Here is a 20,790-nt window from a genome sequence, read left to right as displayed (position 1 = left end):
TCGGCGCGGGCCAGGTCACGGACCTGGCCCGTGGTGGTGGCCCGGCACTTGGCACAGCACATGGCCGGGTATTCGGCCCGGCACATGGCCCGGCACATGATCGGGCTCCTCGGCAGCCTGGCGGCAGCGTCGGCGCCGGTGCCCCCTGCCGGTCCGACGCGGAGCAGGCGGGTGGCATGATCTGGCCTATGACAGATGTGAGCGGGCTTTCCATCGCCATCCTCGGCGGCACCGGCGACCAGGGGAAGGGGCTGGCGCGCAGGTTCGCGCTGGCCGGGCATCCGGTGCTGATCGGCTCCCGGAGCGCCCAGCGCGCCCAGGAGGCCGCCGAGTCGATCGGCTCCGGGGCCAGGGGCGCGGAGAACGCCGTGGTGGCGTCCGAGGCCGACATCGTGATCGTCGCCGTCCCGTACGACGGGCACAAGGCGTTGCTGGAGTCGCTGCGGGCGGAGCTGGACGGGAAGATCGTGGTCGACTGCGTGAACCCGCTGGGCTTCGACAAACAGGGCGCGTACGCGCTGCCGGTCGAGGAGGGGAGCGCCGCCCAGCAGGCCGCCGCCGTCCTGCCCGGCAGCCGCGTCGTGGCCGCCTTCCACCACGTGTCGGCCGTGGTCCTGATGGACCCGTCCGTGGACAAGGTGGACCTGGACGTGCTGGTGCTCGGCGACGACCGCGAGGCGACCGACACCGTGCAGGCGCTGGCCGACGTCATCCCGGGCGTGCGCGGCGTCTACGGCGGGCGGCTGCGCAACGCCCACCAGGTGGAGGCGCTGACGGCCAACATCATCTCGGTCAACCGGCGCTACAAGGCGCACGCCGGCATCCGCATCACCGACATCTGACCGGCCTCCCGCCCAGCCGTCCTTTCAGCGGCCGGCTCCCTCAACGGCTGTCCGCCGCGCGGCCGGCCTCCTCCGCCGCCGGGTTGCCGAGCGGCCGGGGTGGCTGGGACGGCCGGTCAGAGCCAGCCGGCGTCCTCCGCGACGCGGATGGCGTCGATCTTGTTGCGGGCGCCCGTCTTCGTGATCGCGGCCGTCAGGTAGTTGCGGACGGTCCCCGGCGACAGGTGCAGCCGGGAGGCGATCTCCTCGGCCGAGGTGCCCCTCGCCGCTTCCCGCAGCACCGTGGTCTCGCGCTGGGTGAGGGGGCTCTCGCCGTACTCCATGGCCGAGGCCACCAGTTCCGGGTCGAGGACGCGCAGGCCGGCCGCCGTCCGCCTGACCGCGTCCGTGAGGCGGTCGCCCGGAGCGTCCTTGACCAGGAACGCCTCGATGCCCGCCGCCAGCGCGCGGCGCACCTGCCCGGGCTGGCCCATCGCGGTGAGGATCAGGACGCGGCAGGACGGGAGCCGCTCACGCAGCGTGGCGGCGGCCGTGATGCCGTCCATGACGGGCAGGTCGATGTCCACGATCGCCACGTCCGGGCGGGCCCGCAGAGCGGAGGGGACGATCTCGTCGCCGCGCGTCACCTCCGCCACCACCTCGATGTCGGGCTCCAGCCGGAGCAGCGCGGTGAGCGCGGACCTGATCATGAGCATGTCCTCCGCGAGGAGCACCCGGATCATGTGGGAACCTTCATCGCCAGGCGGAAGCCGCCCGCCCCCGTGGCGGCGGCCTCCACGCTCCCGCCCGCCTGCGCGGCCCGTTCCGCCAACCCCGTCAGCCCGCTGCCCTGACCGTTGCCGCCGTCGGCGGGGACGCCGTCGTTGACGACCTCCAGGTGCAGGGCACCGGCGCGCTGGGACGTGCTGATCGTGCAGGTGGTCGCCCGGCTGTGCCGCAGGACGTTGGTGACCGCCTCCCTGACGGCCCAGGCGAGCACCTCCTCGGAGCGCCTGGGCAGCGTGACGTCGGCGAGATGCACCTGGCAGCCCACCCCGGACGACTCCAGCAGCGCCGCCGCCCTGTGCACCTCACCCGCCAGCGACAGCTCGCGGTAGCCGCGGGCCACCTGCCGGACGTCCTGCGCCGCCTCCCTGGCCACCTGGACCAGCTCGCTCACCTCGCCGCGAGCCGAGACGGGGTCGCGCTCCATCAGCCGGGACGCCAGGTCGCCCTTGAGCGCGATCGCCGTCAGGCTGCGGCCGAGCCCGTCGTGCAGGTCGCGGGAGATGCGCAGCCGCTCCTTCAGCACCGCGGCCTCCGCCAGCTCGGCCCTGGCCTGCTCCAGCTCGGCGGTCACCCGCATGAAGCGGACCAGGGCGTAGATCATGCCGCCCGTGGTGGCCACGGTGACCCCGTAGAACAGCGCCACCGCCGGGTTCACGTAGGCCACAGAGACGATCATGTAGCCGACCATCACGCCCACCAGCGGGCCGCCCCAGCGCAGCGGCAGGAACACGAGCACGGTTCCGGCGAGCATCGGGGCTGCCACGCCCGACCAGCCGTTGGGCAGAAACGGGTCGGGCAGGAAGGTGGCGACCGCCTGGAGCACCACCGTGAGCGGGAACAGCGGCGGTCGCTCGCCCCTCAGGCCCGCCCGCACGTTGAGGAAGTGGGTGGTGACGACGCCGAGCATCGCCACGGCCGCCACGACCCCGCTCGTCGGGGAGAAGGCGAAGTAGAGCAGCCCGATGACCGTGTACGCGACGGACACGACGGTGATCAGGACGATCGCGAGACGCCGCGCGGAGGTGGAAGTCATGGCCGGACCATTATGACCGGACCGTCATGACCTGCGCGGTTCCCACCGGAACCACAGCCTGATGGCCACCACGCCGACGACGGTCCACACGGCCAGGTTCACCGCGGGCACGACGACCTCGCCGGTCCTGATGGCGTGCACCACGGCGGACGTCGGCAGCAGGTCCAGCGCGGTGCCGGCCCAGCCGGGCAGGACCTCCCTGATCGGTCCCATCGCTCCGGACCCGATCCCGGACAGCAGGAACACCGGCATCGTCGCCGCGGCGGCCAGCTCGCTGCGCGGGATCGCGGTCGTGTAGGCGGCGCCCAGCAGGGCCAGCACCGCCGAACCCGCCACGATCGCGGCGGCGAACAGCACCGGGTTCGCCGGGAACGGCACGTCGGCCAGCAGGCGCACCGCCACCGTGCACGCCGCGATCAGGGCGACGGTCTGGGTGAGCGTGCTGGCGATCTGGCCGAGCAGGATCTGGCCGTCGGTCAGCTGGGTTGCCCGCAGCCGCTTGAGCACGAGCTGGTCGCGGCGGCTGGTCAGGGCCACGGTGAGGTTCATGAACGCGGTGATCGACAGCAGCAGGGCGATCGTGCCGTGGAAGACCGACGTCGCCGCCGCGACGCCGTCCGCCTGGACGTTGCGCATCAGCACCGGCAGCCCGATGGCCAGCCCCACGGGCGTGACCACGGAGCCGAACAGCATGGCCCGGTCGCGCCAGAACAGGCGGGTGCCGAGACGGTAAGTGGCGGCGAAGCTCATCGGGCGCTCCTGTCGAGGAAGAGGTCTTCGAGCGTGGCGGCGCGCACTTCCAGCCCCGCGAGGCGCAGGCCGCGCTCGGCGGCCCAGCTGAGCAGGGTCTGCGCGGCCAGGTCGGGGTCGTCGGCGCGGCAGATCGCCGTCTCGCCCTCCAGGGTGACGGGCAGCGGCAGGTCGTCCGGGTTCACGTGGGCGGGCAGCCGGAAGGCGACCCGTCCGCGCTGCGTGGAGAGCGTCTCGGCCATCCCGCCGGACGCGACGATCTCGCCCGCGTCCATGAGGGCCATGGACGTGGCCAGCCGCTGGGCCTCCTCCAGGTAGTGCGTGGTCAGCAGGACCGTGGTGCCCTGCCTGGCCAGGTCGCGTACGACGTCCCAGGTGTTCCTGCGCGCCTCGGGGTCCATGCCCGTGGTCGGCTCGTCCAGGAACAGCAGGTCGGGGCGGCCGAGCAGGGCGAGCGCCAGGTCGAGCCGCCGCTTCTCCCCGCCGGAGAGCTGCCGCACCTTCGTGCCCGCCTTCGCCTCCAGCCCCGCCAGCTCCAGCGCCTCGTCGCGGGGGCGCGGAGTGGCGGTGAAGTCGCGCCACGTGTCGACGGTCTGCGCGACGGTGAGGTCGGGGAAGAAACCGGCCTCCTGGAGCATGACGCCGGTGCGCCGCCTGACGGCGGCGCGCTGGGTGACCGGGTCCAGCCCGAGCACCCGCACGTCACCGGAGTCGGGGCGCTGGAAGCCCGCCAGCATCTCGATCGTCGTGGTCTTGCCGGCGCCGTTCCTGCCGAGCAGCGCGAAGATGTGGCCGGCGGGCACCTCGAACGAGATGCCCTTCACCGCCTCGAAGCCCCCGTAGCTCTTCCTGAGCCCGTTCACCTGGATCGCTGTCATGCGTCAGACTCTGCCGGGACGGGCAGCGGGGCGGCAGTGAAGAATTCACGACTTCCGGGAGAGCTTCAGCAGCGCGTCGGCCACCCCCTCGGGGGCGACGACCTGGTGCAGGTGCGCGCCCGGCAGCCGGGTCACCGACCAGCCCCGCCGCGTAGCCTCCTCGGCCACCTGCTCGTACGGGGGTCCGAACCACAGGCAGGAGCAGCGGACGTCGTCCCAGCCTGCCGGGACCGGGAGGGGCTGCGTGTAATAGTCGAGCGGGAGCCGTGCCTGCTCCGCCACCACGCGCGCCCGCGTCTGCGGGTCGGGCAGCAGCTCCGCGACGTCCTCGGCGCTCCACCAGTCGGTCCAGCGCGGCAGCACGCCGTCGGCGTCGGCCAGCTCGCGCAGGAACGGCAGGAAGCCCTCCTCGGCGGTGCGCACCAGCCCCTCGCGCGGCGGGATGTGCGCGTCGGCGAACACGCACGCCACCACCCTGTCTCCCAGGCCCTCCTTGATCACCGGCAGGAAGAAGCCCGCGTTGCTGTGGACGACCAGCACGATCCGCGTGTCCGGCGCCGCCGCGCGCACCGCCTCCACCACCCGCGGCCAGTAGGGCGCGCAGCCGGAGGACACCTGGGTGAGGTCGGGCACCACCGCCGCGTGCCCCCGCCGCTCCAGCGCCGCCGCCACCGGCAGCCAGGTCGAAGGGCCCACGGACGGGCTGTGTACGAGCAGGAACGTCGTCGTCATGCCTCCTACAGTGTCGCAGGGCACAGGCGACAGGCCAGGCTGTCAGCTCACGGCGGAGCCCGTGCCGGGTGCGCCGCTGAGCTGGCCAGACACGGCATCGCGGAGGGCACGGTGCGCATCGCGGTCGGCATCGAGCACCCCGAGGACCTCTGGGCCGACATCTCCCAGGCATTGACATAGCACTTAGGCAGTTAGGAAACTGCCTAAGTGCTAGCCGGACTGCGGGCGGTGGCGAGCGGCCCCCGCCTGCTCATCCTCCAGTGGCTGAAGGACCCCACCGCCCACTTCCCGCCGCAGCTCGACGGCGACCTGGTCGACGACGGCGTGTGCTCGCTGTTCATCGCGACCAAGCTCGGCATGACCCAGCCCAGCGCGACCGGGCACCTGAAGGTCCTCGAGCGGGCCGGGCTGATCCGCGGCAAACGGATCAAACAGTGGGTGTTCTATCGGCGCGACGAGGCCCGGATAGCCGAGCTGAAACGGATGATCGAGGGGGAGCTGTGACGACGGTGACGTACCAGGACGTGGTGGCGGCGGCCGGCCGGATCGAGGGGCACGTGCTGCGCACGCCGGTGCTGGAGATCTCACCAGGGCTCTTCCTGAAGCTGGAGCAGCTGCAGCACGCCGGGTCCTTCAAGGTGCGAGGCGCGTTCAACCGGCTGCTGTCCGCCGGGAACGCGCCGGCCAGCGGCGTGATCGCGGCGAGCGGCGGCAACCACGGGCTCGCGGTCGCGTACGCGGCCCGGGCGCTGGGGATCCGGGCCGAGATCTTCGTCCCGACCGTGACGAGCCCGGTCAAGGTGGCCGGAATCCGGGCGCTCGGCGCGGTGATCCGCCAGACCGGGGCGATCTACTCCGAGGCGGCGGAGGCCGCGGCCAAGCGCGCCGCCGAGACGGGCGCGCTGCAGGTCCACGCGTACGACCAGCCGGAGGTGGTGGCGGGCCAGGGCACGACGGGCCTGGAGATCATGGCCCAGACGGGCGTGGACACCATCGTGGTGGCGGTCGGCGGCGGCGGCTTCGCCGCCGGCATCACCCTCGGCACCCGCCCGGACGGCGCCCGCTCAGACGGCCCCCACTCGGACGGCGCCCGTTCGAGCGGCGGTCAGGCCGGTGGCACCTCTTACGGCGGGCCGCGGATCGTCGCCGTCGAGCCGGAGTTGAGCCCCACCCTGCACAGCGCGCTGCGGGCCGGGCGGCCCGTGCCCGTCGAGGTGAGCGGGGTGGCGGCCGACGCGCTCGGCGCCTCCCAGCTCGGCGACCTGGCCTACGGCATCCTGTCGCGGCCGGGGGTGGAGAGCGTGCTCGTCCCCGACGACGCCATCGTGGCCGCCCGCCGCACGCTGTGGGACAGGCATCGCGTCGTGGCCGAGCACGCGGGCGCGACGGCGTACGCCGCCCTGCTGGCGGGCGCGTACACGCCCGCCGAGGGCGAGCGGATCGCGGTGGTGGTCTGCGGATCCAACACCGACGTGACAACCCTCGCCAACCCCGGCACCTGACCCCGCCCCGCTACACCCGCCCCGCCGCACCGCACCTCCGCAACGCGCGCGCTCCCCGGAGGACGCCGCGCGTCCTGGCGGGCGCGCCTGCGCGACGCCCGCCGGCGCCAGGCCGCAGCACGTCCGCCCGCTGCGGCGGGAGGCAGGGGGACGGGTCAGCTGTAGGTGTGTTCGGGGGCGGGGAAGGCGCCGGACGCCACCTCGTCGGCGAAGGCGCGGACCGCGCGGTCCATCTCCTCGGCCAGGTCCGCGTACTTCTTGACGAACCTGGCGGGTTGCGGCGTCAGGCCCATCAGGTCCTGCCAGACCAGGACCTGCGCGTCCGTGGCCGCGCCCGCGCCGATCCCGATCGTCGGGATCGCCAGCGACGTCGTCACCCGTTCGGCGAGGTCGGCCGGCACGCACTCCAGGACGACCGAGAACGCCCCCGTCTCCTCCAGGGCCTTGGCGTCGGACATGAGCTCCTCGCCCGACTGGCCGCGCCCCTGCACCCGGTACCCGCCCAGGACGTTGACCGACTGCGGCGTCAGCCCCAGATGGGCCATGACCGGGACGCCCGCCGCCACCAGCGCCTCGACCTGCGGCAGGACGCGACGCCCGCCCTCCAGCTTGACCGCGTGCGCGCCCGCCTCCTTCATGAAGCGGGCAGCCGACTCCAGCGCCTGCTGCGGCGAGGACTGGTAGGAGCCGAACGGCAGGTCGGCGACCACGAGGGCGCGGGACGAGCCCCGCACCACGGCCGCCGTCAGCGGCAGCAGGTCGTCGACGGTGACGGGCAGCGTCGAGTCGTAGCCGTACACCACCATGGCCGCGGAGTCGCCGACCAGCAGGACGGGGATGCCCGCCTGGTCGAACACGCGGGCGGTCATCGCGTCGTAGGCGGTGACCATGGGCCACTTCTCGCCGCGTTCCTTCGCGACCGCGAGATCACGGACAGTGACTCTCCGGCCCGTCCGGCCGCCATAGAGAGAGGACATGGGTTAACCCTCCAGAAGTCTCGAGGCGCCCCGCTGGCGTCCCCGGACCCTTTCGATGATGCCAGTCTCACCCTCCGAAACCCAGTGGCGAAACTGTCGGTGACCCTTGCCAGAATAGACGCGGAGGTAAGCAATCAGCATGGCTATCGAACCTTACCGGCGCCTGCTCCGGCTGCCGGGCGTGCGGGCGTTGCTGCTGGTGGGCCTGCTCGCCCGCGTTCCGTCCACGGCCACGGGCATGGCGCTGACCCTGCACGTGGTCAACGGCCTGGGGCTGGGATTCGGCAAGGCGGGGCTGGTCACCATGGCCAGCACGATCGGCATGGCGGTCGGCTCGCCGCTGTCGGGAAGGTTCGTCGACAGGCACGGGCTGCGTCCGGTGCTGACCATCACCACGGTGGCGCAGGCCGCGTTCTGGGCCAGTGCCTGGGCGTTGCCGTTCCCCGCGCTGGTCGCGGCGGCGGCGCTGGCGGGGCTGCTCGGGCTGCCGGTGTTCAGCGTGATCCGTCAGTGCCTGGCCGCCCTCGTGCCGGTCGAGCAGCGCCGCCTGGGCTTCTCGCTCGACTCGATGCTGGTCGAGCTCTCCTACATGGTCGGCCCCGCGCTGGCGGTGGCCGGGGTGACCACGTTCGGCAGCGGGCCGACGTTGGCCGTCATCGCCGTCGGCATGACGGGGTCCGGCGTCGCGCTGATCGTGCTCAACCCGCCGACCCGTTCGGCCGAGGAGCTGGAGGCGCTCGCGGTGAAGACGCCGCGGCGGCAGTGGCTCACGCCCGGGTTCGTGGCGCTGCTCGGCACGACGGCCGCGGCCACGTTCGTGCTGACCGCGACCGAGCTCTCGCTGGTCGGCACCATGGAGCACGCGGGGCAGACCCAGTGGGTCGGGCTGGCCGTCGGCATCTGGTGCCTGTACTCGCTGCTCGGCGGGTTCGTCTACGGCGGGCTGTCCAGGGGCTTCTCGCCGCTGCTGCTCATCGCCGCGATGGGCGCGCTGACCGTGCCCGTGGGGCTGGCCGGGGGCGACTGGTGGTGGCTGATCCTCGCCCTGCTGCCCGCGGGCGTGCTCTGCGCCCCCGCGCTGTCGTCCACCGTCGACACCGTCAGCCGCTGGGTTCCCGCCGGGGCGCGGGGAGAGGCCATGGGCTTTCACGGCACCGCCCTGCTGATCGGCGGCGCGTCCTCCGCGCCGATCGCCGGGGCGATCATCGACGCGCACGGCCCTGCCTGGGCGTTCGTGGTGGCGGGCCTGGCCGGGGTGGCGATGGTGGTGGTCGCGCTGCCGTTCTGGCGACGCCGCGCGGCACAGACGGGTGCGCGGGCGGCGGAGGGTGTGGAGGCGCGGCGGTCCGTGCCGCCTTCCGACGCGGGAGACGTCGCGCCACTGCTGGAAACCAGCTCGTAACCCGAGGGGTCCGGGCCCTTCATCTGAAGGGCCTAGCCTGGCGGCGGAAGCTTACGAAACGACACCGTTGCGTATCGGAATGCCTTGCGATACGGTGGCGTTGCGAAACTTAAGCGTATCGAAATTAAGGTGCATTCATGGATGCGAACACAGGTCACCCGCGCCGCTGGGGAATACTCGGCGTGCTGGTGTTCAGCCTGCTGGCGGTCGTGCTCGACAACACGATCCTGAACGTGGCGATGAAGACCATCGCCGACCCGAAGGTCGGTCTGGGGGCGACGCAGAGCCAGCTGGAGTGGGCGATCAACTCCTACACTCTGGTGTTCGCCGGGTTGCTGTTCACCTTCGGCGTGATCGGCGACCGCACCGGCCGCAAGCGGATGCTCTTCATCGGCATGGCGCTGTTCGGCCTGGCCTCCCTCGCCAGCGCCTATGCCCAGGATCCGATGCAGCTGATCCTGGCCAGGGCGGCGATGGGCATCGGCGGCGCGGCGATCATGCCGGCCACGCTGGCCATCATCTCCAACGTCTTCCCGCCCAGCGAGCGTGGCAAGGCCATCGGCGTCTGGGCCGGTGGCGTCGGCCTCGCGGTGGCGGTCGGCCCGATCACCGGCGGGGTGCTGATCGAGCACTTCTGGTGGGGCTCGGTCTTCCTGGTGAACGTGCCGATCGTGGTGATCAGCATGGTGCTCATCGGGACGATCGTGCCCGAGTCGCGTGACCCCAAGCCGTCCAGGCTCGACCCGGTCGGCGTGCTGCTCTCGATCATCGGCCTGGTCGCCGTGGTCTACGGCATCATCCGCGGCGGCGAGCTGGCCACGCTGGCCAACGCCGAGGTGCTCGTCCCGACGCTGATCGGTGTCGCGGTGCTGGCCGCGTTCGTCTGGTGGGAGCGGCGCGTCGACCACCCGGCCTTCGACGTGCGCAACTTCGGCAACGTCCGGTTCACCTCGGCCATCGGCATGATGGGCATCGTCTTCTTCGCGATGATGGGCGGGATGTTCTTCCTGACCTTCTACATCCAGATCGTCAAGGGCTTCACCCCGGTCCAGGCGGGCGCGCTGATGATCCCGTTCGCCGCGGCGCAGCTGATCTTCGCGCCGCTCAGCCAGCGGGTGAACCAGCGGTTCGGGGCCAAGCTGTCGGCCACGGTCAGCATGCTCGTGGTCACCGCGGCGCTCGCCAGCTACTCCCTCTTCGACCAGGACACCCCCGTCCTGCTCATGGAGGTGGTCTTCTTCGTCCAGGGCGCGGCGATGGCGAACATCATGCCGCCCGCCACCACCGCGATCATGGAGTCGCTGCCCAGGGAGAAGGCCGGTGTCGGCTCGGCCATGAGCAACACCGTCCGCCAGGTCGCCGGCGCGCTCGGCGTGGCCGTGCTCGGCTCGGTGCTGTCGTCCAGCTACCGCGGCGAGATCGCGCCCGCGCTGTCGGGCCTGCCGGCGGGCGCGCAGCACACGGCCGGTGAGTCGATCATGGCGACGGTCGGGGCCGCGCACGCGCTCGGCCAGCAGGGGGTGGCGCTGCTCAAGCCCGCCTACGAGGCCTTCATCCACGGCATGCACATCACGGCCATGGTGTCGGCCGTCATCGCGCTGCTCGGCGTGCTGGTGGTGGCGAAGTGGATGCCGGGCAAGCCGCGCCCGGTCGAGCAGGCGGAAACGAAGGAACCAGCGGTAGTGTGAGGCCGCGATGACGATCCAGGAAACGGCGACCGCCCGCCCTGCGGGCCGTCCACGTAGCGAGAAGGCGGAGAGGGCGATCATCGAGGCCACTCTTGACCTGATCGGCGAAGGCATGGGCGTGTCGGAGCTGTCCATCGAGGCGATCGCCTCGAGGGCGGGTGTCGGCAAGACGACCATCTACCGGCGCTGGTCGAACAAAGAGGACCTCGTCGTCGACGCTCTTGCGACGCTCAAGGCGCCGCCGCCCCCGGTCAAGGGCGAATCGGTGCGCGACGACCTGATCACGCTGCTCGACGCGATGCGCGGCGAGGCTGACCAGGCGCGCACCCGTTGTGTCATGAACATCGCGATGAGCGAGTCCGACCGCTACCCGCGGCTGATGGAGCGCTTCTTCAAGGCCGCCGTCGAGCCGCGCCGGCAGGCGATGCGCGACGTGATCGCGCGCGGTGTCGCCAACGGCGAGCTCAAGCCCGACCTGGACGTCGAGATGGTGATGCGCATCCTGTCAGGGGCGATGATGATGTTCAGGAAGTGGGGCGAGCCCAGTGAACTCGCCCCCGATCTGGCCGAGCGCCTCGTCGACACGGTGATGACCGGGATAGCGCCGTAGCCCATCGGGTCTGTGCCCAAGGGGAGGGCCTCAAGGGGAGGGTCTCAAGGGGAGGGCGAAGGTCGCCCTCCCCTGCGCGTGGGTGAAGACACCTCAGGGCCTAGGCAGAACATGAGCATTGCTCTAGTCTCGCGGCCATGCCCCCCATACGCAGGATCGCGATCGTCGTCTCCGTGGCCTTGGGCCTGCTGTTACCCGCGAGCGCCGCGTTAGCCCACGAGGAGCGCCCGGTGACGCTGCCCGATGGGAGGGGGAGTGTCCCGGCCCCTCGGACCGGCGAGCCGGACCTGCTGGTCTGTAAGACCGATAAAGCCGACTTCGAGCGTCGAATCGCGACATTTCCCACGGAGCTCCGGCAGCGCAACCTCCGCCTGTTCGCGAAGTGCCAGGCGAGCGGTTTCAGGAACCTGCAGGACGCCGTCGACAAGGTCGACAGACCGGGGCTGACCATCGCCATGCTGCCCGGCCTCTACCAGGAGGAGCCCGGCCAGGTGACGCCCACGGGCGACTGCGCCAAGCTGCCCGCCCGCTGGTCGTCCTGGGGCTACCAGATCCTCTCCTTCGAGCAACAGCAGCAGTGCCCGCACAACCAGAACCTGGTGGCGATTCTCGGCAAGCAGAACCTCCAGATCGAGGGCACCGGCGCGAGCCCCCTGGACGTGATCGTGGACGCCCAGTACCGCAAGCTCAACGCCATCCGCGCAGACCGCACCAACGGCGTATATTTCCGGAACTTCACCGCGCAGCGCACCACGTTCAACTCGCTCTACATCCTGGAGACCGACGGGTTCGTCATCGACCACGTCCTCACCCGCTGGAACGACGAGTACGGGTTCCTCACCTTCGCCAGCGACCACGGCCTCTACACCGACTGCGAGTCGTACGGCAACGGCGACGGCGGCCTCTACCCGGGCAGCGCCTCCAACATCAACAACGGCCGCGGCCACGACGTGCCCAGGTACGCGATCGAGATCCGCCGCTGCAAGAGCCACGACAACGCGCTCGGCTACTCGGGCACCGCGGGCGACTCGGTGTGGGCCCACGACAACGAGTTCTACGACAACATGGTCGGCGCCACGATGGACAGCCTCTGGCCCAGCCACCCCGGCCTGCCGCAGAACCACGCCAGGTTCGAGAACAACGACGTCCACGACAACAACAAGGACTACTACCGCTACACCAGGGACGGCACCTGCGCCAAGCCGCCCGCCGAGCGCGGCTACGAAAAGGGCGTGGTCTGCTCCCAGGTGGGCGTGCCGCCGGGCACGGGGTTGCTGGTCGCGGGCGGCAACTACAACGTCTTCAAGGGCAACCGCGTCTGGGGGCACGACAGGGCCGCCTTCCACCTGTTCGGCGTCCCGGCCTTCATCAGGGGTGAGAACTCGCCGGCCAAGCAGGCCGACACGTCCAACTACAACCGCTACGAGGGGAACGTCTTCGGCGTCGGCCCGGCGGGGGAGAAGCGTCCCAACGCCCTGGACGTGTGGTGGGACGGCCAGGGCGAGGGCAACTGCTGGCAGGGGGACGCGGGCAGGTCCACGCCGGCCGTTCTGCCGGTGTGCGCGGCCGAGGCGCCCGCCCTGTCCGGCGGGTCGAGCCGGTTGCTGGCCGAGCCGGTGAAGATCGTCAAGCTCTACCTGTGCGCCGACTTCAGCGCCTCCACAGCACGCCTGCCCGCGGGCTGCGACTGGTTCGGCGCGTCCGGGCTCGGCAAGGTCGAGGCGCAGCTCGCGCTGGGCGGCTCGCTCGTGCTGGCGCTGCTGGCGGTCCTGTTCTGGCGACGGTCAGGCAGACTGGCACGGCCGCGCGCCGGTGACCCGTCGGCCGACGACGCGGCCCCGCAGCTCGCGGCGGACCCCCGGCTGCGCGCCGGTGATCCGTCGGCCGACGACGCGGCCCCGCGGCTCGCGGCGGACCTCCGGCGCAGGCATCGCATCGTCGTGGCCGGCACCGTGGCCGGGCTGCTCGGGCTGGCCCTGGACGTGGTGGCGGCCGTCGTGGACGGCACGACGCTCGCGGCGGCGGCCCTGCTCCTCATGGCCGCCTGGTGGCTGTGCCTGGGCGTGGCGCTGCGGCCGGACCGGCGGGTGTTCGGCTGGTTCACGATGCTTCTGGCCCTGCTGGCCTGCGCCGACGCCTTCGACCGGGCCGTGTACCTGATCCCGGCCGTCCCGCTCGGGCCGGGCTGGATCCGCGGGCTGCTCACCGGGGTGTGGGTGCTGGCCGCCGTCGTCGTCCTCGCGCCCCGGCGCGGCGGGGCCGCCGAGCGGAGCCCGCGTGAGGCGGAGGTGCCCGCGTGAGGCGTGCGGGCTGGCTGCTGGCGTGCGTACTGGCGGCGGGCTGCGGCCCGCTGTCGCAGACGCACCACAACCCGGGCAACAGCCACGAGGTGGCGACGGCGGGGGCGAGCCCGGCGCCGGGGGAGGCGCACACGGACATCGCCGTCGTCGCCGGACGGGTCAGCCCGCCGTCCGGCTGGCTGGAGGCGGCCAAGGGGCAGCAGGTCAGCATCACGGTCACCAGCGACGTGCCGGACGAGCTGCACGTCCACGGCTACGACCTGGAAGCCGAGCTGCCGGCGGGGCGATCGGTCACGATCCGGTTCAAGGCCGGGCTGAGCGGGGTGTTCGAGGTGGAGACGCATAAGTCCAAGCTCGTGCTGACCCAGCTGGCGGTGCGGTGAGCGGGGTGCTCGCGCACGGTGTCGGAAGCCGGAGCGACCTGCCGATCCCGCTGTTCTACGCCTATGCGGGCGCGTTCGCTGCGCTGGTGGTGTCGTTCCTGGCGCTCGGCCTGCTGTGGGCCGACTCCCGGTTCCGCGGCGACCGCGCCGGACGGGTGCTCGCCCTGCGCCTGCCCGCCCGCCCCTTGCGGGTGCTCACCCTCGTGGCCGCCGTGTACACGCTCGGCTGGCTGGTGGCGGGGCCGGAGGAGGGCAACGCCGCCCCCTACCTGGTGTACGTGCTGTTCTGGGTCGGGCTGGTGCCGGCGTCGCTGCTGTTCGGGCCGGTCTGGCGACTGCTCAACCCGTTCCGGCTGCTCCCGGACCGGCCGCGCCGCCCGCTGCCCCGGCGGCTGGGCTACTGGCCCGCCGCCGCGGGCCTGCTGGCCTTCACCTGGATGGAGCTGGTCGCCCCCGAGCCCGCCGCCACCGGCACGCTGATGGCCTTCGCCGCCCTGTACGCCGCCGCGCAGGTGACGGGGACCCTCAGGTACGGGCACGCCTGGCTGGAGCGCGGCGACCCGTTCGAGGTCTACTCGACCCTGGTCGGCCACCTGTCGCCGCTCGGCAGGCGCGCCGACGGCAGGATCGTCCTGCGCAGCCCGTTCGACGGCCTGGACGCCGTCCAGCCCGCCCCGGGCCTGGTCGCCACCGTCTGCGTGCTGCTCGGCAGCACCGGCTACGACGGCTTCTCCTCGGCCCCGATCTGGGTGGACGCGCTGCAGTCCGGCCCGCTCGGTCACACCGGCCTGGGCACGCTCGGCCTGCTGGCGGCCGTCGCGGCGGTGGCGGCGCTGTACGGGGCGTGCCTGTGGCTGGCCGGGCTGATCGGCGGCGCCAGGGGGCTGGCGCCGCGGTTCGCCCACTCGCTGGTGCCGATCGCGATCGGCTACCTGATCGCCCACTACTTCTCGCTCCTCGTCTTCGAGGGCCAGCGGGCGGTCATTTTGTCGTTCGGCCTCGACGCCGAGGTGAACCAGGACGCGGTGGGCCCGGCGACGATCGCCACCGTCCAGGTGGTGGCCATCGTGGCCGGGCACGTCGTGGGCGTGGTGGCCGCGCACGACCGTTCCGTCCGGCTGCTGCCGCCCGCCAGGGCCGTCGCGGGGCAGATCCCGCTGTTCGTGCTGATGGTCTGCTACACCCTCGGCGGGCTGACGCTGCTGTTCGCGGCCTGACCTCTGTGGTCAGTACACCTAGCCGGTGGTCTCGCGCCACCGGTTGGTGATGGGCAGGCGGCGGTCGCGGCCGAAGTTCTTCGGCGTGATCTTCGGGCCCGGCGGGTACTGCCTGCGCTTGTACTCGGCCAGGTCCACCAGCCGGATGATGCGCGTCACCAGCGCCGGGTCGTGGCCGGCCGCGATGAGCTCCTGCGAGCCCATGTCCTTCTCCACGTAGTCGTCGAGCAGCCGGTCCAGCACCTCGTACGGCGGCAGCGAGTCGGTGTCACGCTGGTCGGGCCGGAGCTCGGCGCTAGGCTCCTTGGAGATCGAGTTCTCCGGGATCGGCCGGTCGACGTCGAGCAGGAACGCCGGGTCGCGGTGCGAGTTGCGCCACCGCGACAGCTCCCACACCATCGTCTTCGGCACGTCCTTGATCGGCGCGAAGCCGCCCGCGGAGTCGCCGTACAGCGTCGAGTAGCCGGTCGCGAGCTCGCTCTTGTTGCCGGTGGTGAGCACCAGGTGCCCATGCTCGTTCGACAGCCCCATCAGGATCATGCCGCGCACCCGGGCCTGCAGGTTCTCCGCCGCCAGCCCGGACAGCTCGATCTCCTTCTCGAAGGCGTCGACGATGTCGGAGATCGGCACGATCCGCGCGTGCAGGCCCTGCCTGCGCACCAGCTCCTCGGCGTCGCCCACCGAGTGGTCGGAGGTGTAGCGCGAGGGCATCAGCACCCCGTGCACCCGCGACGGGCCGATCGCGTCGGCGGCGATCGTCGCGGTCAGCGCCGAGTCGATGCCGCCCGACAGCCCGAGGATCACCGACTCGAACCCGTTCTTGGCGACGTAGTCGCGCACCGCGAGCACCAGCGCCGCGTACACCTCGCCGTACAGGTCCAGCCGCGCCGCGATGCGCGCGGGCTGCGGCGGGTACGGCTCGACCGGCTCGGACGACAGCTCGAACCGGTCCACGGTGATCGTGGACCCGTCGCCCATGTCGTACGGGAAAGTCCCGGTCTCAGCGGAGGAGGTCGGCAGGTCCAGGTCGACCACCAGCAGCTCGTCCTTGAACTGCCCGGCCCGCGCCACCAGCTCACCCGCCGCGTCCACCACGATGGAGTCGCCGTCGAACACCAGCTCGTCCTGCCCGCCGACCTGGTTCACGTAGACGAGCGCGCAGCCCGCCTCGCGCGCCCTGCGCGCGCACAGCTCCAGGCGGACGTCGTCCTTCTCCTTCTCGTACGGCGACGCGTTCGGCACCACAAGCAGCCCGGCCCCGGCCCGGCCGACCACGGCCACGGGGCCGCCCTCCTGCCACAGGTCCTCGCAGACCGCGATCGCGACGTCCACGCCGTGCAGCCGGAAGATCGGCAGCCGGTCGCCGCGCACGAAGTAGCGGTACTCGTCGAACACCCCGTAGTTCGGCAGGTGGTGCTTGGCCGTGCGGGTGACCACCTCACCCCGGTACAGCAGCGCGGCGGCGTCGAGCGGCGCCCCCTTGGGCTGGCCGACGCGCGGCGCGAGACCGGCCCGGTCGACGTAGCCGACGACCACCGGCAGCTCGCCGAGCCCCTCCGTCACCAGCCGGGCCGCCGTCTCCTCCAGCGTCCGGATGCTGGCGTCCACGAAGGACGTGCGGAGCACCAGGTCCTCGACGGGGTAGCCGGTGAGGAACATCTCGGTGAAGACGACCAGGTGGGCGCCGTGTTCGGCGGCGTCGCGGGTCCAGGTCACCAGCTTGTCGGCGTTGGCGGACAGATCGCCTACGGTCGCGTTCGTCTGGGCCAGGGCAATGCGCAGTTGTGCCACGCGAACAGCCTAGTACGGCCTGATTTTTATCTTCAAAGCGACGAAAAGTGGTGCTTATTGCTGCGTGACCGTCCCAGGTGTCACCAGGCCGGACTCGTAGGCGGCCACGACCAGCTGCGCCCGCTCGACCAGCCCCAGATGTTCGAGCAGGGCCGCGACGGCGACGGACACCGCCTGCTCCGTCAGGGCGAGGGTGCCGGCGATCTGCTGGTTGGTGAGCCCCCGCGCGACCAGTTTCAGCACGTCGAGCCGGGCGTCGGACAGCCCGGCCAGCGCCGGGGGCGAGCCGGGGTCGTGACTGCCCGCGAACGCCGAGATCAGCCGGGTGGTGACGGCCGGGTCGATCAGCGCGTCGCCCGCGGCGGCGCGCTGATCGCGGCCACCAGCTGCTCCGGCGGGGACGTTTTCAGCACGAATCCGCTCACGCCCGCTCGCAGCGCCGCGTACAGATTCTCGTCGCTGCCGAACGTGGTCATCACGATCACCTTGGGCGGGCGGGGCTCGGCCAGGATCCGCCGCGCCGCAGCCAGCCCGTCGAGGCGCGGCATCTGGATGTCGAGGAGCGCCACGTCCGGCCGGGACGCGCGGGCCGCCGCGATCGCTTCCTCGCCGTCGCCCGCCTCCGCGGCGAGCTCCAGCCCCGGCTCGCCGTCCAGCACGGCCCGTAACCCGGCCCGCACCAGCGCCTGGTCGTCGGCCACGAGCACCCGCAACACCCCCGATCCGGCTGAGGAGGGGGCGCCGGGCGCCGGTCGCGTCCCGGCGCCCGCCGGCTCCGGGAGCCGCTGGGCGAGCATGTCGGCTTCGAGGCGTCGCAGGCCGCTGGTCAGGTCGAGGCCCAGCTCGTCGCGCCAGTGGGCGCGGGCCCTGCGCAGGGCGGCCAGCGCGTCGCCCTGGCGCCCCGTCCGGTAGAGGGCGAGCGCCAGCAGCCGCCAGGCCTCCTCGCGCAGCGGGGACGCCGTGGCGTGCGCCTCCAGGTCGGGCACCAGCGCGGCGGCCCTGCCCAGCGGCAGCCCGGCGCCGGCGCGGCGTTCCACGGCGACCAGCCGCAGCTCCTCCAGCCTGCCCGCCTCGGTGGCGGCCCAGGCCAGGTCGGCGAACCCCGCCAGCGCGGGCCCGCGCCACAGCGCCAGCGCCGACTCCGTCGCCTCCCACACCTCGGCGGGCCCGCCCTCGCCCTTCACCAGGCTCTCGAACCGCCACGCGTCCACCTGCCCGGCGGCGGCCCGCAACGCGTACCCGGGCGGCGCGGAGACCAGCACCTCGGCCTGCTCACGCGGCGCCCTGCCGGGTTCCAGTGCGCGCCGCAGCCGGGACACATACCCCTGGATCGTGGACAGCGCCTGCGCGGGCGGCGTTCCCGGCCACAGCTCGTCGATGAGCGTGGCGATGGGGACGGCCCGGCCGCCGGCCACGAGCAGCCGCGCGAGCACGGCCTGCTGGCGCCGGCCGCCGAGGTCGAGGGGGACGCCGTCGTCGCGGACCTGGAACGGTCCGAGCATGGTGAAGGTGAGCATGGCAGGCGTAAGCGTAGAGCCGGAGCGGGCGTCCGGTACATGGCATTTGTTCACAGGGGGCGGGCCGCCCGACACGCCGGCACCGAGGGGCGCCACCGGACGAGGCCCGCCGTGTCGCTCCCGTCAGAGGTCGTCCGCCGAACGCCGCCTGATCGCCGGGCCGAGCGCGAGCATGCCGGCGGCGGAGACCAGGCCCACGCCGCCGATCGTGAACCAGAGCGCCTCCCGCCCGAACTCCAGGAGCGCGCTGCCGGCCAGCGGCGCCAGCATCGAGGCGAGCGACCAGGCGAACCCGAACAGCCCCGAGTACCTGCCGCGCAGGTGGGCGGGGGCGAGCGAGGCGAGGACCGTGCCCGCGATGCCGGCCGTGACGATCTCTCCGGCCGTCCACACGACGATCGTGACAGCCAGCCAGAACGTCGTGGTGACGAAGGCGGTCAGCGCGAAGCCGGCGCCCATCACGGCCAGCCCCAGCGCGAACGTCCTGGACGCGTCCCTGCGGCCCAGCCAGTTGGACACCAGCGGCTGGACGACGACGATCAGCACCCCGTTCAGCGCCATGGCCAGCCCGTACTGCCCGGTCGTCAGCCCCACCAGCTTGGTCATGGCGACGGGCAGCATGGTCACGGTCTGCAGGTACATCAGCGCGTTGCCCAGGACGACCAACGTGAAGCCGATCATCAGCCGGTCGCGCAGCACCACGCCGAACCCGCCCGTGCTCTCCCTGGCGACCGGCCGGGTCTCGGGCACGGCCCGCCAGACCAGGACGCCGAAGGCCACGCTGGAGATCGCGTCGATCCAGAACAGCCAGCCGAACCCGAGCTGCGCCAGCCAGCCGCCCCCCGTCATGCCGACCGCGTAACCGAGGTTGACCGCCCAGAACAGCAGCCCGTACGCCTTGGGCCGCTCGGCCGGCGACACTAGGTCGGCCACCAGCGCGTTGGACGCGGGACGATAGGCGTCGATCACCAGGCCCAGCACGAACATGACCGCCGTGATCGCGGGCAGCGACGTGCTGTAGCCCAGCGCCACCATCGCCGCCGCGGTGGCCAGCATGCCGCCCGTCAGCGTGGCACGGCGGCCCACCCTGTCGGCGAGCACCCCGGCCAGCAGCTGCGAGAACAGCGATCCCGCGCCGAAGACGGCCATCACCAGCCCGGCCGCCGCCACCGGCAGGCCGCGGGCCTGGGTCAGATAGACGCCGGTGAACGGCATGACCATGGTGCCCAGGCGGTTCACCAGGGTGCCGCTCCACAGCGCCCAGAAGGGCCGGGGCAGCCCGCCGATCTTCGACTGCAGGAACGAGGGCTTCTCAGGGGCGATCGTTGTCACCCCAGAAGGGTGACGATCCGCCATTTACCCCGCGAACGATTTAGTGCACACTAAAACGAATGACCGTGATCTGGACGATGAAGCCCGAGGATGTCGCCCGCATCAGGTTCGCCTTCTCGCCCCTGTGGGAGCTGGTCGCCAGCCTGCGCACGCTTCAGGGCCCGGCCAGGCAGTCCATCCACCTGCCGTGGATCAAGTGCGTCCGCCCCCGGCTGGCCGGGCTCGACCTCGCCGAGCTGTTCGCGCTCGTCCCGCCCACCGGCTACTTCGCCGACTTCGTCACCCCGCCGCCCGACACGCCGCTGCCCGACTTCGCCGCCGAGCTCGACCAGGTCCGGCGCGCCAGTCCCGAACGTGCCCTCGTCGAGGCGCGCAATCTGGCGGGCTCCGACCCGGCGGTCCTCGCCCGGTTCATCTCCGACCCGGTGGCGGGCGTCGCCAGGGTGGCCGACGCGCTGGAGGCGTACTGGGAGACGTGCTTCGCCGAGTTCTGGCCGCGCGTCTACGGCCTGCTGGAACGGGACGTGCTGCGCAGGTCGCGGCAGCTCGCCCAGGGCGGCGCCCACGAGCTGTTCGCCGGGCTCGACCCGGCCGTGAAGTGGACCGGCGAGCACCTGTACGTCGACCGGCCCTGGTGCCTCGTCAGCGAGCTGCACGGCGACGGGCTGGTGCTGGTGCCCAGCGCGTTCTACTGGCCGTCGGTGGCTGTGATGTCGCCGCCGTACCAGTCGATGCTGGTCTATCCGGTACAGGGTGTCGGGACGCTCTGGGAGCAGGGGCCGCCGCCCGCCCCCGCCGCGCTGTCGGCGCTGCTCGGCAGGAGCAGGGCGCAGATCTTGCTGGCGCTCGCCGAGCCCAGCACCACCACCGCGCTGGCCGGGCGCATGTCGCTCACGCCCGGCGCGGTCAGCCAGCACCTCGGCGTGCTCAGCGACGGCGGGCTGGCCGTGGGCATGCGCGTCGGCAAGCAGGTCGTCTACCGGCGCACCCCCATCGGCGACGCCCTGGCGAGCAACTCGGCCTGACCCGCTCGCGGACGAATGTCCTGTTCGTCATGCCGGGAACGAA

20 protein-coding genes are annotated in these 20,790 nt (G+C 72.3%); 10 read left to right on the top strand and 10 right to left on the bottom strand.

The window, feature by feature from the left end; genetic code table 11:
* The first annotated feature begins 188 nt into the window (after nt 1-188).
* Entirely contained in the window at nt 189-842 is a 654-nt protein-coding gene (gene npdG, locus ABZ297_RS32580; RefSeq protein WP_355354193.1) for an NADPH-dependent F420 reductase, read from the top strand.
* Between the two features lie 116 nt (nt 843-958).
* Here the strand turns inward: npdG and ABZ297_RS32575 are convergent, their stop codons facing one another.
* From ABZ297_RS32575 to ABZ297_RS32555, 5 genes are read right to left on the bottom strand one after another with little or no spacing between them, the layout of a single operon-like run.
* Nucleotides 959-1,564: a response regulator transcription factor gene (locus tag ABZ297_RS32575; protein WP_355354190.1), complete on the bottom strand. Its 606-nt coding sequence runs from the start codon at nt 1,562-1,564 to the stop codon at nt 959-961.
* Entirely contained in the window at nt 1,561-2,643 is a 1,083-nt protein-coding gene (locus ABZ297_RS32570; protein WP_355354187.1) for a sensor histidine kinase, read from the bottom strand. The genes ABZ297_RS32575 and ABZ297_RS32570 overlap by 4 nt, the downstream gene beginning before the upstream one ends.
* A gap of 24 nt (nt 2,644-2,667) precedes the next feature.
* Nucleotides 2,668-3,393 (bottom strand): ABC transporter permease, encoded by a 726-nt coding sequence (locus ABZ297_RS32565; RefSeq protein ID WP_355354184.1) that lies wholly within the window; start codon nt 3,391-3,393, stop codon nt 2,668-2,670.
* Complete coding sequence (locus ABZ297_RS32560) at nt 3,390-4,271, bottom strand: ABC transporter ATP-binding protein (RefSeq protein WP_355354181.1); 882 nt, start codon at nt 4,269-4,271, stop codon at nt 3,390-3,392. Before ABZ297_RS32560 ends, ABZ297_RS32565 begins: the two co-directional genes overlap by 4 nt.
* 45 nt (nt 4,272-4,316) lie before the next feature.
* Nucleotides 4,317-5,003, bottom strand: a complete 687-nt coding sequence (locus ABZ297_RS32555; RefSeq protein ID WP_355354178.1) for an alpha/beta hydrolase — start codon at nt 5,001-5,003, stop codon at nt 4,317-4,319.
* Between the two features lie 207 nt (nt 5,004-5,210).
* Here ABZ297_RS32555 and ABZ297_RS32550 point away from each other — a divergent pair, with 207 nt between their 5' ends.
* Both ABZ297_RS32550 and ABZ297_RS32545 read left to right on the top strand, forming a co-directional pair.
* Entirely contained in the window at nt 5,211-5,507 is a 297-nt protein-coding gene (locus ABZ297_RS32550; protein ID WP_355354175.1) for a helix-turn-helix transcriptional regulator, read from the top strand.
* Complete coding sequence (locus ABZ297_RS32545; protein ID WP_355354172.1) at nt 5,504-6,505, top strand: pyridoxal-phosphate dependent enzyme; 1,002 nt, start codon at nt 5,504-5,506, stop codon at nt 6,503-6,505. Before ABZ297_RS32550 ends, ABZ297_RS32545 begins: the two co-directional genes overlap by 4 nt.
* Before the next feature lie 155 nt (nt 6,506-6,660).
* Here ABZ297_RS32545 and panB read toward each other — a convergent pair whose 3' ends face one another.
* Nucleotides 6,661-7,482, bottom strand: coding sequence for a 3-methyl-2-oxobutanoate hydroxymethyltransferase (gene panB, locus ABZ297_RS32540; RefSeq protein ID WP_355354169.1), 822 nt, complete (start codon nt 7,480-7,482; stop codon nt 6,661-6,663).
* Between the two features lie 139 nt (nt 7,483-7,621).
* Between panB and ABZ297_RS32535 the strand changes: the two genes are divergently transcribed.
* From ABZ297_RS32535 to ABZ297_RS32510, 6 genes are all read left to right on the top strand, one after another.
* On the top strand, nt 7,622-8,884 hold the full coding sequence (locus ABZ297_RS32535; RefSeq protein WP_355354166.1) for an MFS transporter: 1,263 nt from the start codon (nt 7,622-7,624) through the stop codon (nt 8,882-8,884).
* A 137-nt stretch (nt 8,885-9,021) separates the two neighbouring features.
* Nucleotides 9,022-10,572, top strand: coding sequence for an MFS transporter (locus ABZ297_RS32530; RefSeq protein WP_355354163.1), 1,551 nt, complete (start codon nt 9,022-9,024; stop codon nt 10,570-10,572).
* A 7-nt stretch (nt 10,573-10,579) separates the two neighbouring features.
* Entirely contained in the window at nt 10,580-11,182 is a 603-nt protein-coding gene (locus ABZ297_RS32525) for a TetR/AcrR family transcriptional regulator (protein WP_355354160.1), read from the top strand.
* 137 nt (nt 11,183-11,319) lie between these two features.
* Entirely contained in the window at nt 11,320-13,482 is a 2,163-nt protein-coding gene (locus ABZ297_RS32520; RefSeq protein ID WP_355354157.1) for a right-handed parallel beta-helix repeat-containing protein, read from the top strand.
* A complete protein-coding gene (locus tag ABZ297_RS32515) occupies nt 13,479-13,865 on the top strand; it encodes a hypothetical protein (RefSeq protein WP_355354154.1) in 387 nt (128 codons plus the stop codon). The genes ABZ297_RS32520 and ABZ297_RS32515 overlap by 4 nt, the downstream gene beginning before the upstream one ends.
* On the top strand, nt 13,862-15,082 hold the full coding sequence (locus ABZ297_RS32510) for a hypothetical protein (protein WP_355354151.1): 1,221 nt from the start codon (nt 13,862-13,864) through the stop codon (nt 15,080-15,082). The genes ABZ297_RS32515 and ABZ297_RS32510 overlap by 4 nt, the downstream gene beginning before the upstream one ends.
* A gap of 18 nt (nt 15,083-15,100) precedes the next feature.
* Here the strand turns inward: ABZ297_RS32510 and ABZ297_RS32505 are convergent, their stop codons facing one another.
* From ABZ297_RS32505 to ABZ297_RS32490, 4 genes are all read right to left on the bottom strand, one after another.
* The gene (locus tag ABZ297_RS32505; RefSeq protein WP_355354148.1) at nt 15,101-16,873 is read right to left on the bottom strand and encodes an NAD+ synthase; all 1,773 of its coding nucleotides are present in this window, start codon (nt 16,871-16,873) and stop codon (nt 15,101-15,103) included.
* Between the two features lie 54 nt (nt 16,874-16,927).
* The gene (locus tag ABZ297_RS32500) at nt 16,928-17,116 is read right to left on the bottom strand and encodes a LuxR C-terminal-related transcriptional regulator (protein WP_355354145.1); all 189 of its coding nucleotides are present in this window, start codon (nt 17,114-17,116) and stop codon (nt 16,928-16,930) included.
* Between the two features lie 101 nt (nt 17,117-17,217).
* A complete protein-coding gene (locus ABZ297_RS32495) occupies nt 17,218-18,390 on the bottom strand; it encodes a BTAD domain-containing putative transcriptional regulator (RefSeq protein WP_355354142.1) in 1,173 nt (390 codons plus the stop codon).
* 123 nt (nt 18,391-18,513) lie between these two features.
* The gene (locus tag ABZ297_RS32490; protein WP_355354139.1) at nt 18,514-19,722 is read right to left on the bottom strand and encodes an MFS transporter; all 1,209 of its coding nucleotides are present in this window, start codon (nt 19,720-19,722) and stop codon (nt 18,514-18,516) included.
* A gap of 59 nt (nt 19,723-19,781) precedes the next feature.
* Here ABZ297_RS32490 and ABZ297_RS32485 point away from each other — a divergent pair, with 59 nt between their 5' ends.
* Nucleotides 19,782-20,747, top strand: a complete 966-nt coding sequence (locus tag ABZ297_RS32485; RefSeq protein WP_355354136.1) for a DUF5937 family protein — start codon at nt 19,782-19,784, stop codon at nt 20,745-20,747.
* Nucleotides 20,748-20,790 lie beyond the last annotated feature (43 nt).

Source organism: Nonomuraea sp. NPDC005983, assembly GCF_040614375.1.
GTDB lineage: Bacteria > Actinomycetota > Actinomycetes > Streptosporangiales > Streptosporangiaceae > Nonomuraea.
The sequence above is the reverse complement of the archived record's forward strand: the minus strand, read 5'-3'. Positions and strand labels throughout refer to the sequence as shown.

Bases quoted from the DNA above. Each gene is read 5' to 3' on its own strand.
- npdG (WP_355354193.1), top strand. From the start codon at position 189: ATGACAGATGTGAGCGGGCTTTCCATCGCCATCCTCGGCGGCACCGGC.
- ABZ297_RS32575 (WP_355354190.1), bottom strand. From the start codon at position 1,564: ATGATCCGGGTGCTCCTCGCGGAGGACATGCTCATGATCAGGTCCGCG.
- ABZ297_RS32570 (WP_355354187.1), bottom strand. From the start codon at position 2,643: ATGACTTCCACCTCCGCGCGGCGTCTCGCGATCGTCCTGATCACCGTC.
- ABZ297_RS32565 (WP_355354184.1), bottom strand. From the start codon at position 3,393: ATGAGCTTCGCCGCCACTTACCGTCTCGGCACCCGCCTGTTCTGGCGC.
- ABZ297_RS32560 (WP_355354181.1), bottom strand. From the start codon at position 4,271: ATGACAGCGATCCAGGTGAACGGGCTCAGGAAGAGCTACGGGGGCTTC.
- ABZ297_RS32555 (WP_355354178.1), bottom strand. From the start codon at position 5,003: ATGACGACGACGTTCCTGCTCGTACACAGCCCGTCCGTGGGCCCTTCG.
- panB (WP_355354169.1), bottom strand. From the start codon at position 7,482: ATGTCCTCTCTCTATGGCGGCCGGACGGGCCGGAGAGTCACTGTCCGT.
- ABZ297_RS32535 (WP_355354166.1), top strand. From the start codon at position 7,622: ATGGCTATCGAACCTTACCGGCGCCTGCTCCGGCTGCCGGGCGTGCGG.
- ABZ297_RS32530 (WP_355354163.1), top strand. From the start codon at position 9,022: ATGGATGCGAACACAGGTCACCCGCGCCGCTGGGGAATACTCGGCGTG.
- ABZ297_RS32525 (WP_355354160.1), top strand. From the start codon at position 10,580: ATGACGATCCAGGAAACGGCGACCGCCCGCCCTGCGGGCCGTCCACGT.
- ABZ297_RS32520 (WP_355354157.1), top strand. From the start codon at position 11,320: ATGCCCCCCATACGCAGGATCGCGATCGTCGTCTCCGTGGCCTTGGGC.
- ABZ297_RS32495 (WP_355354142.1), bottom strand. From the start codon at position 18,390: ATGCTCACCTTCACCATGCTCGGACCGTTCCAGGTCCGCGACGACGGC.
- ABZ297_RS32485 (WP_355354136.1), top strand. From the start codon at position 19,782: ATGACCGTGATCTGGACGATGAAGCCCGAGGATGTCGCCCGCATCAGG.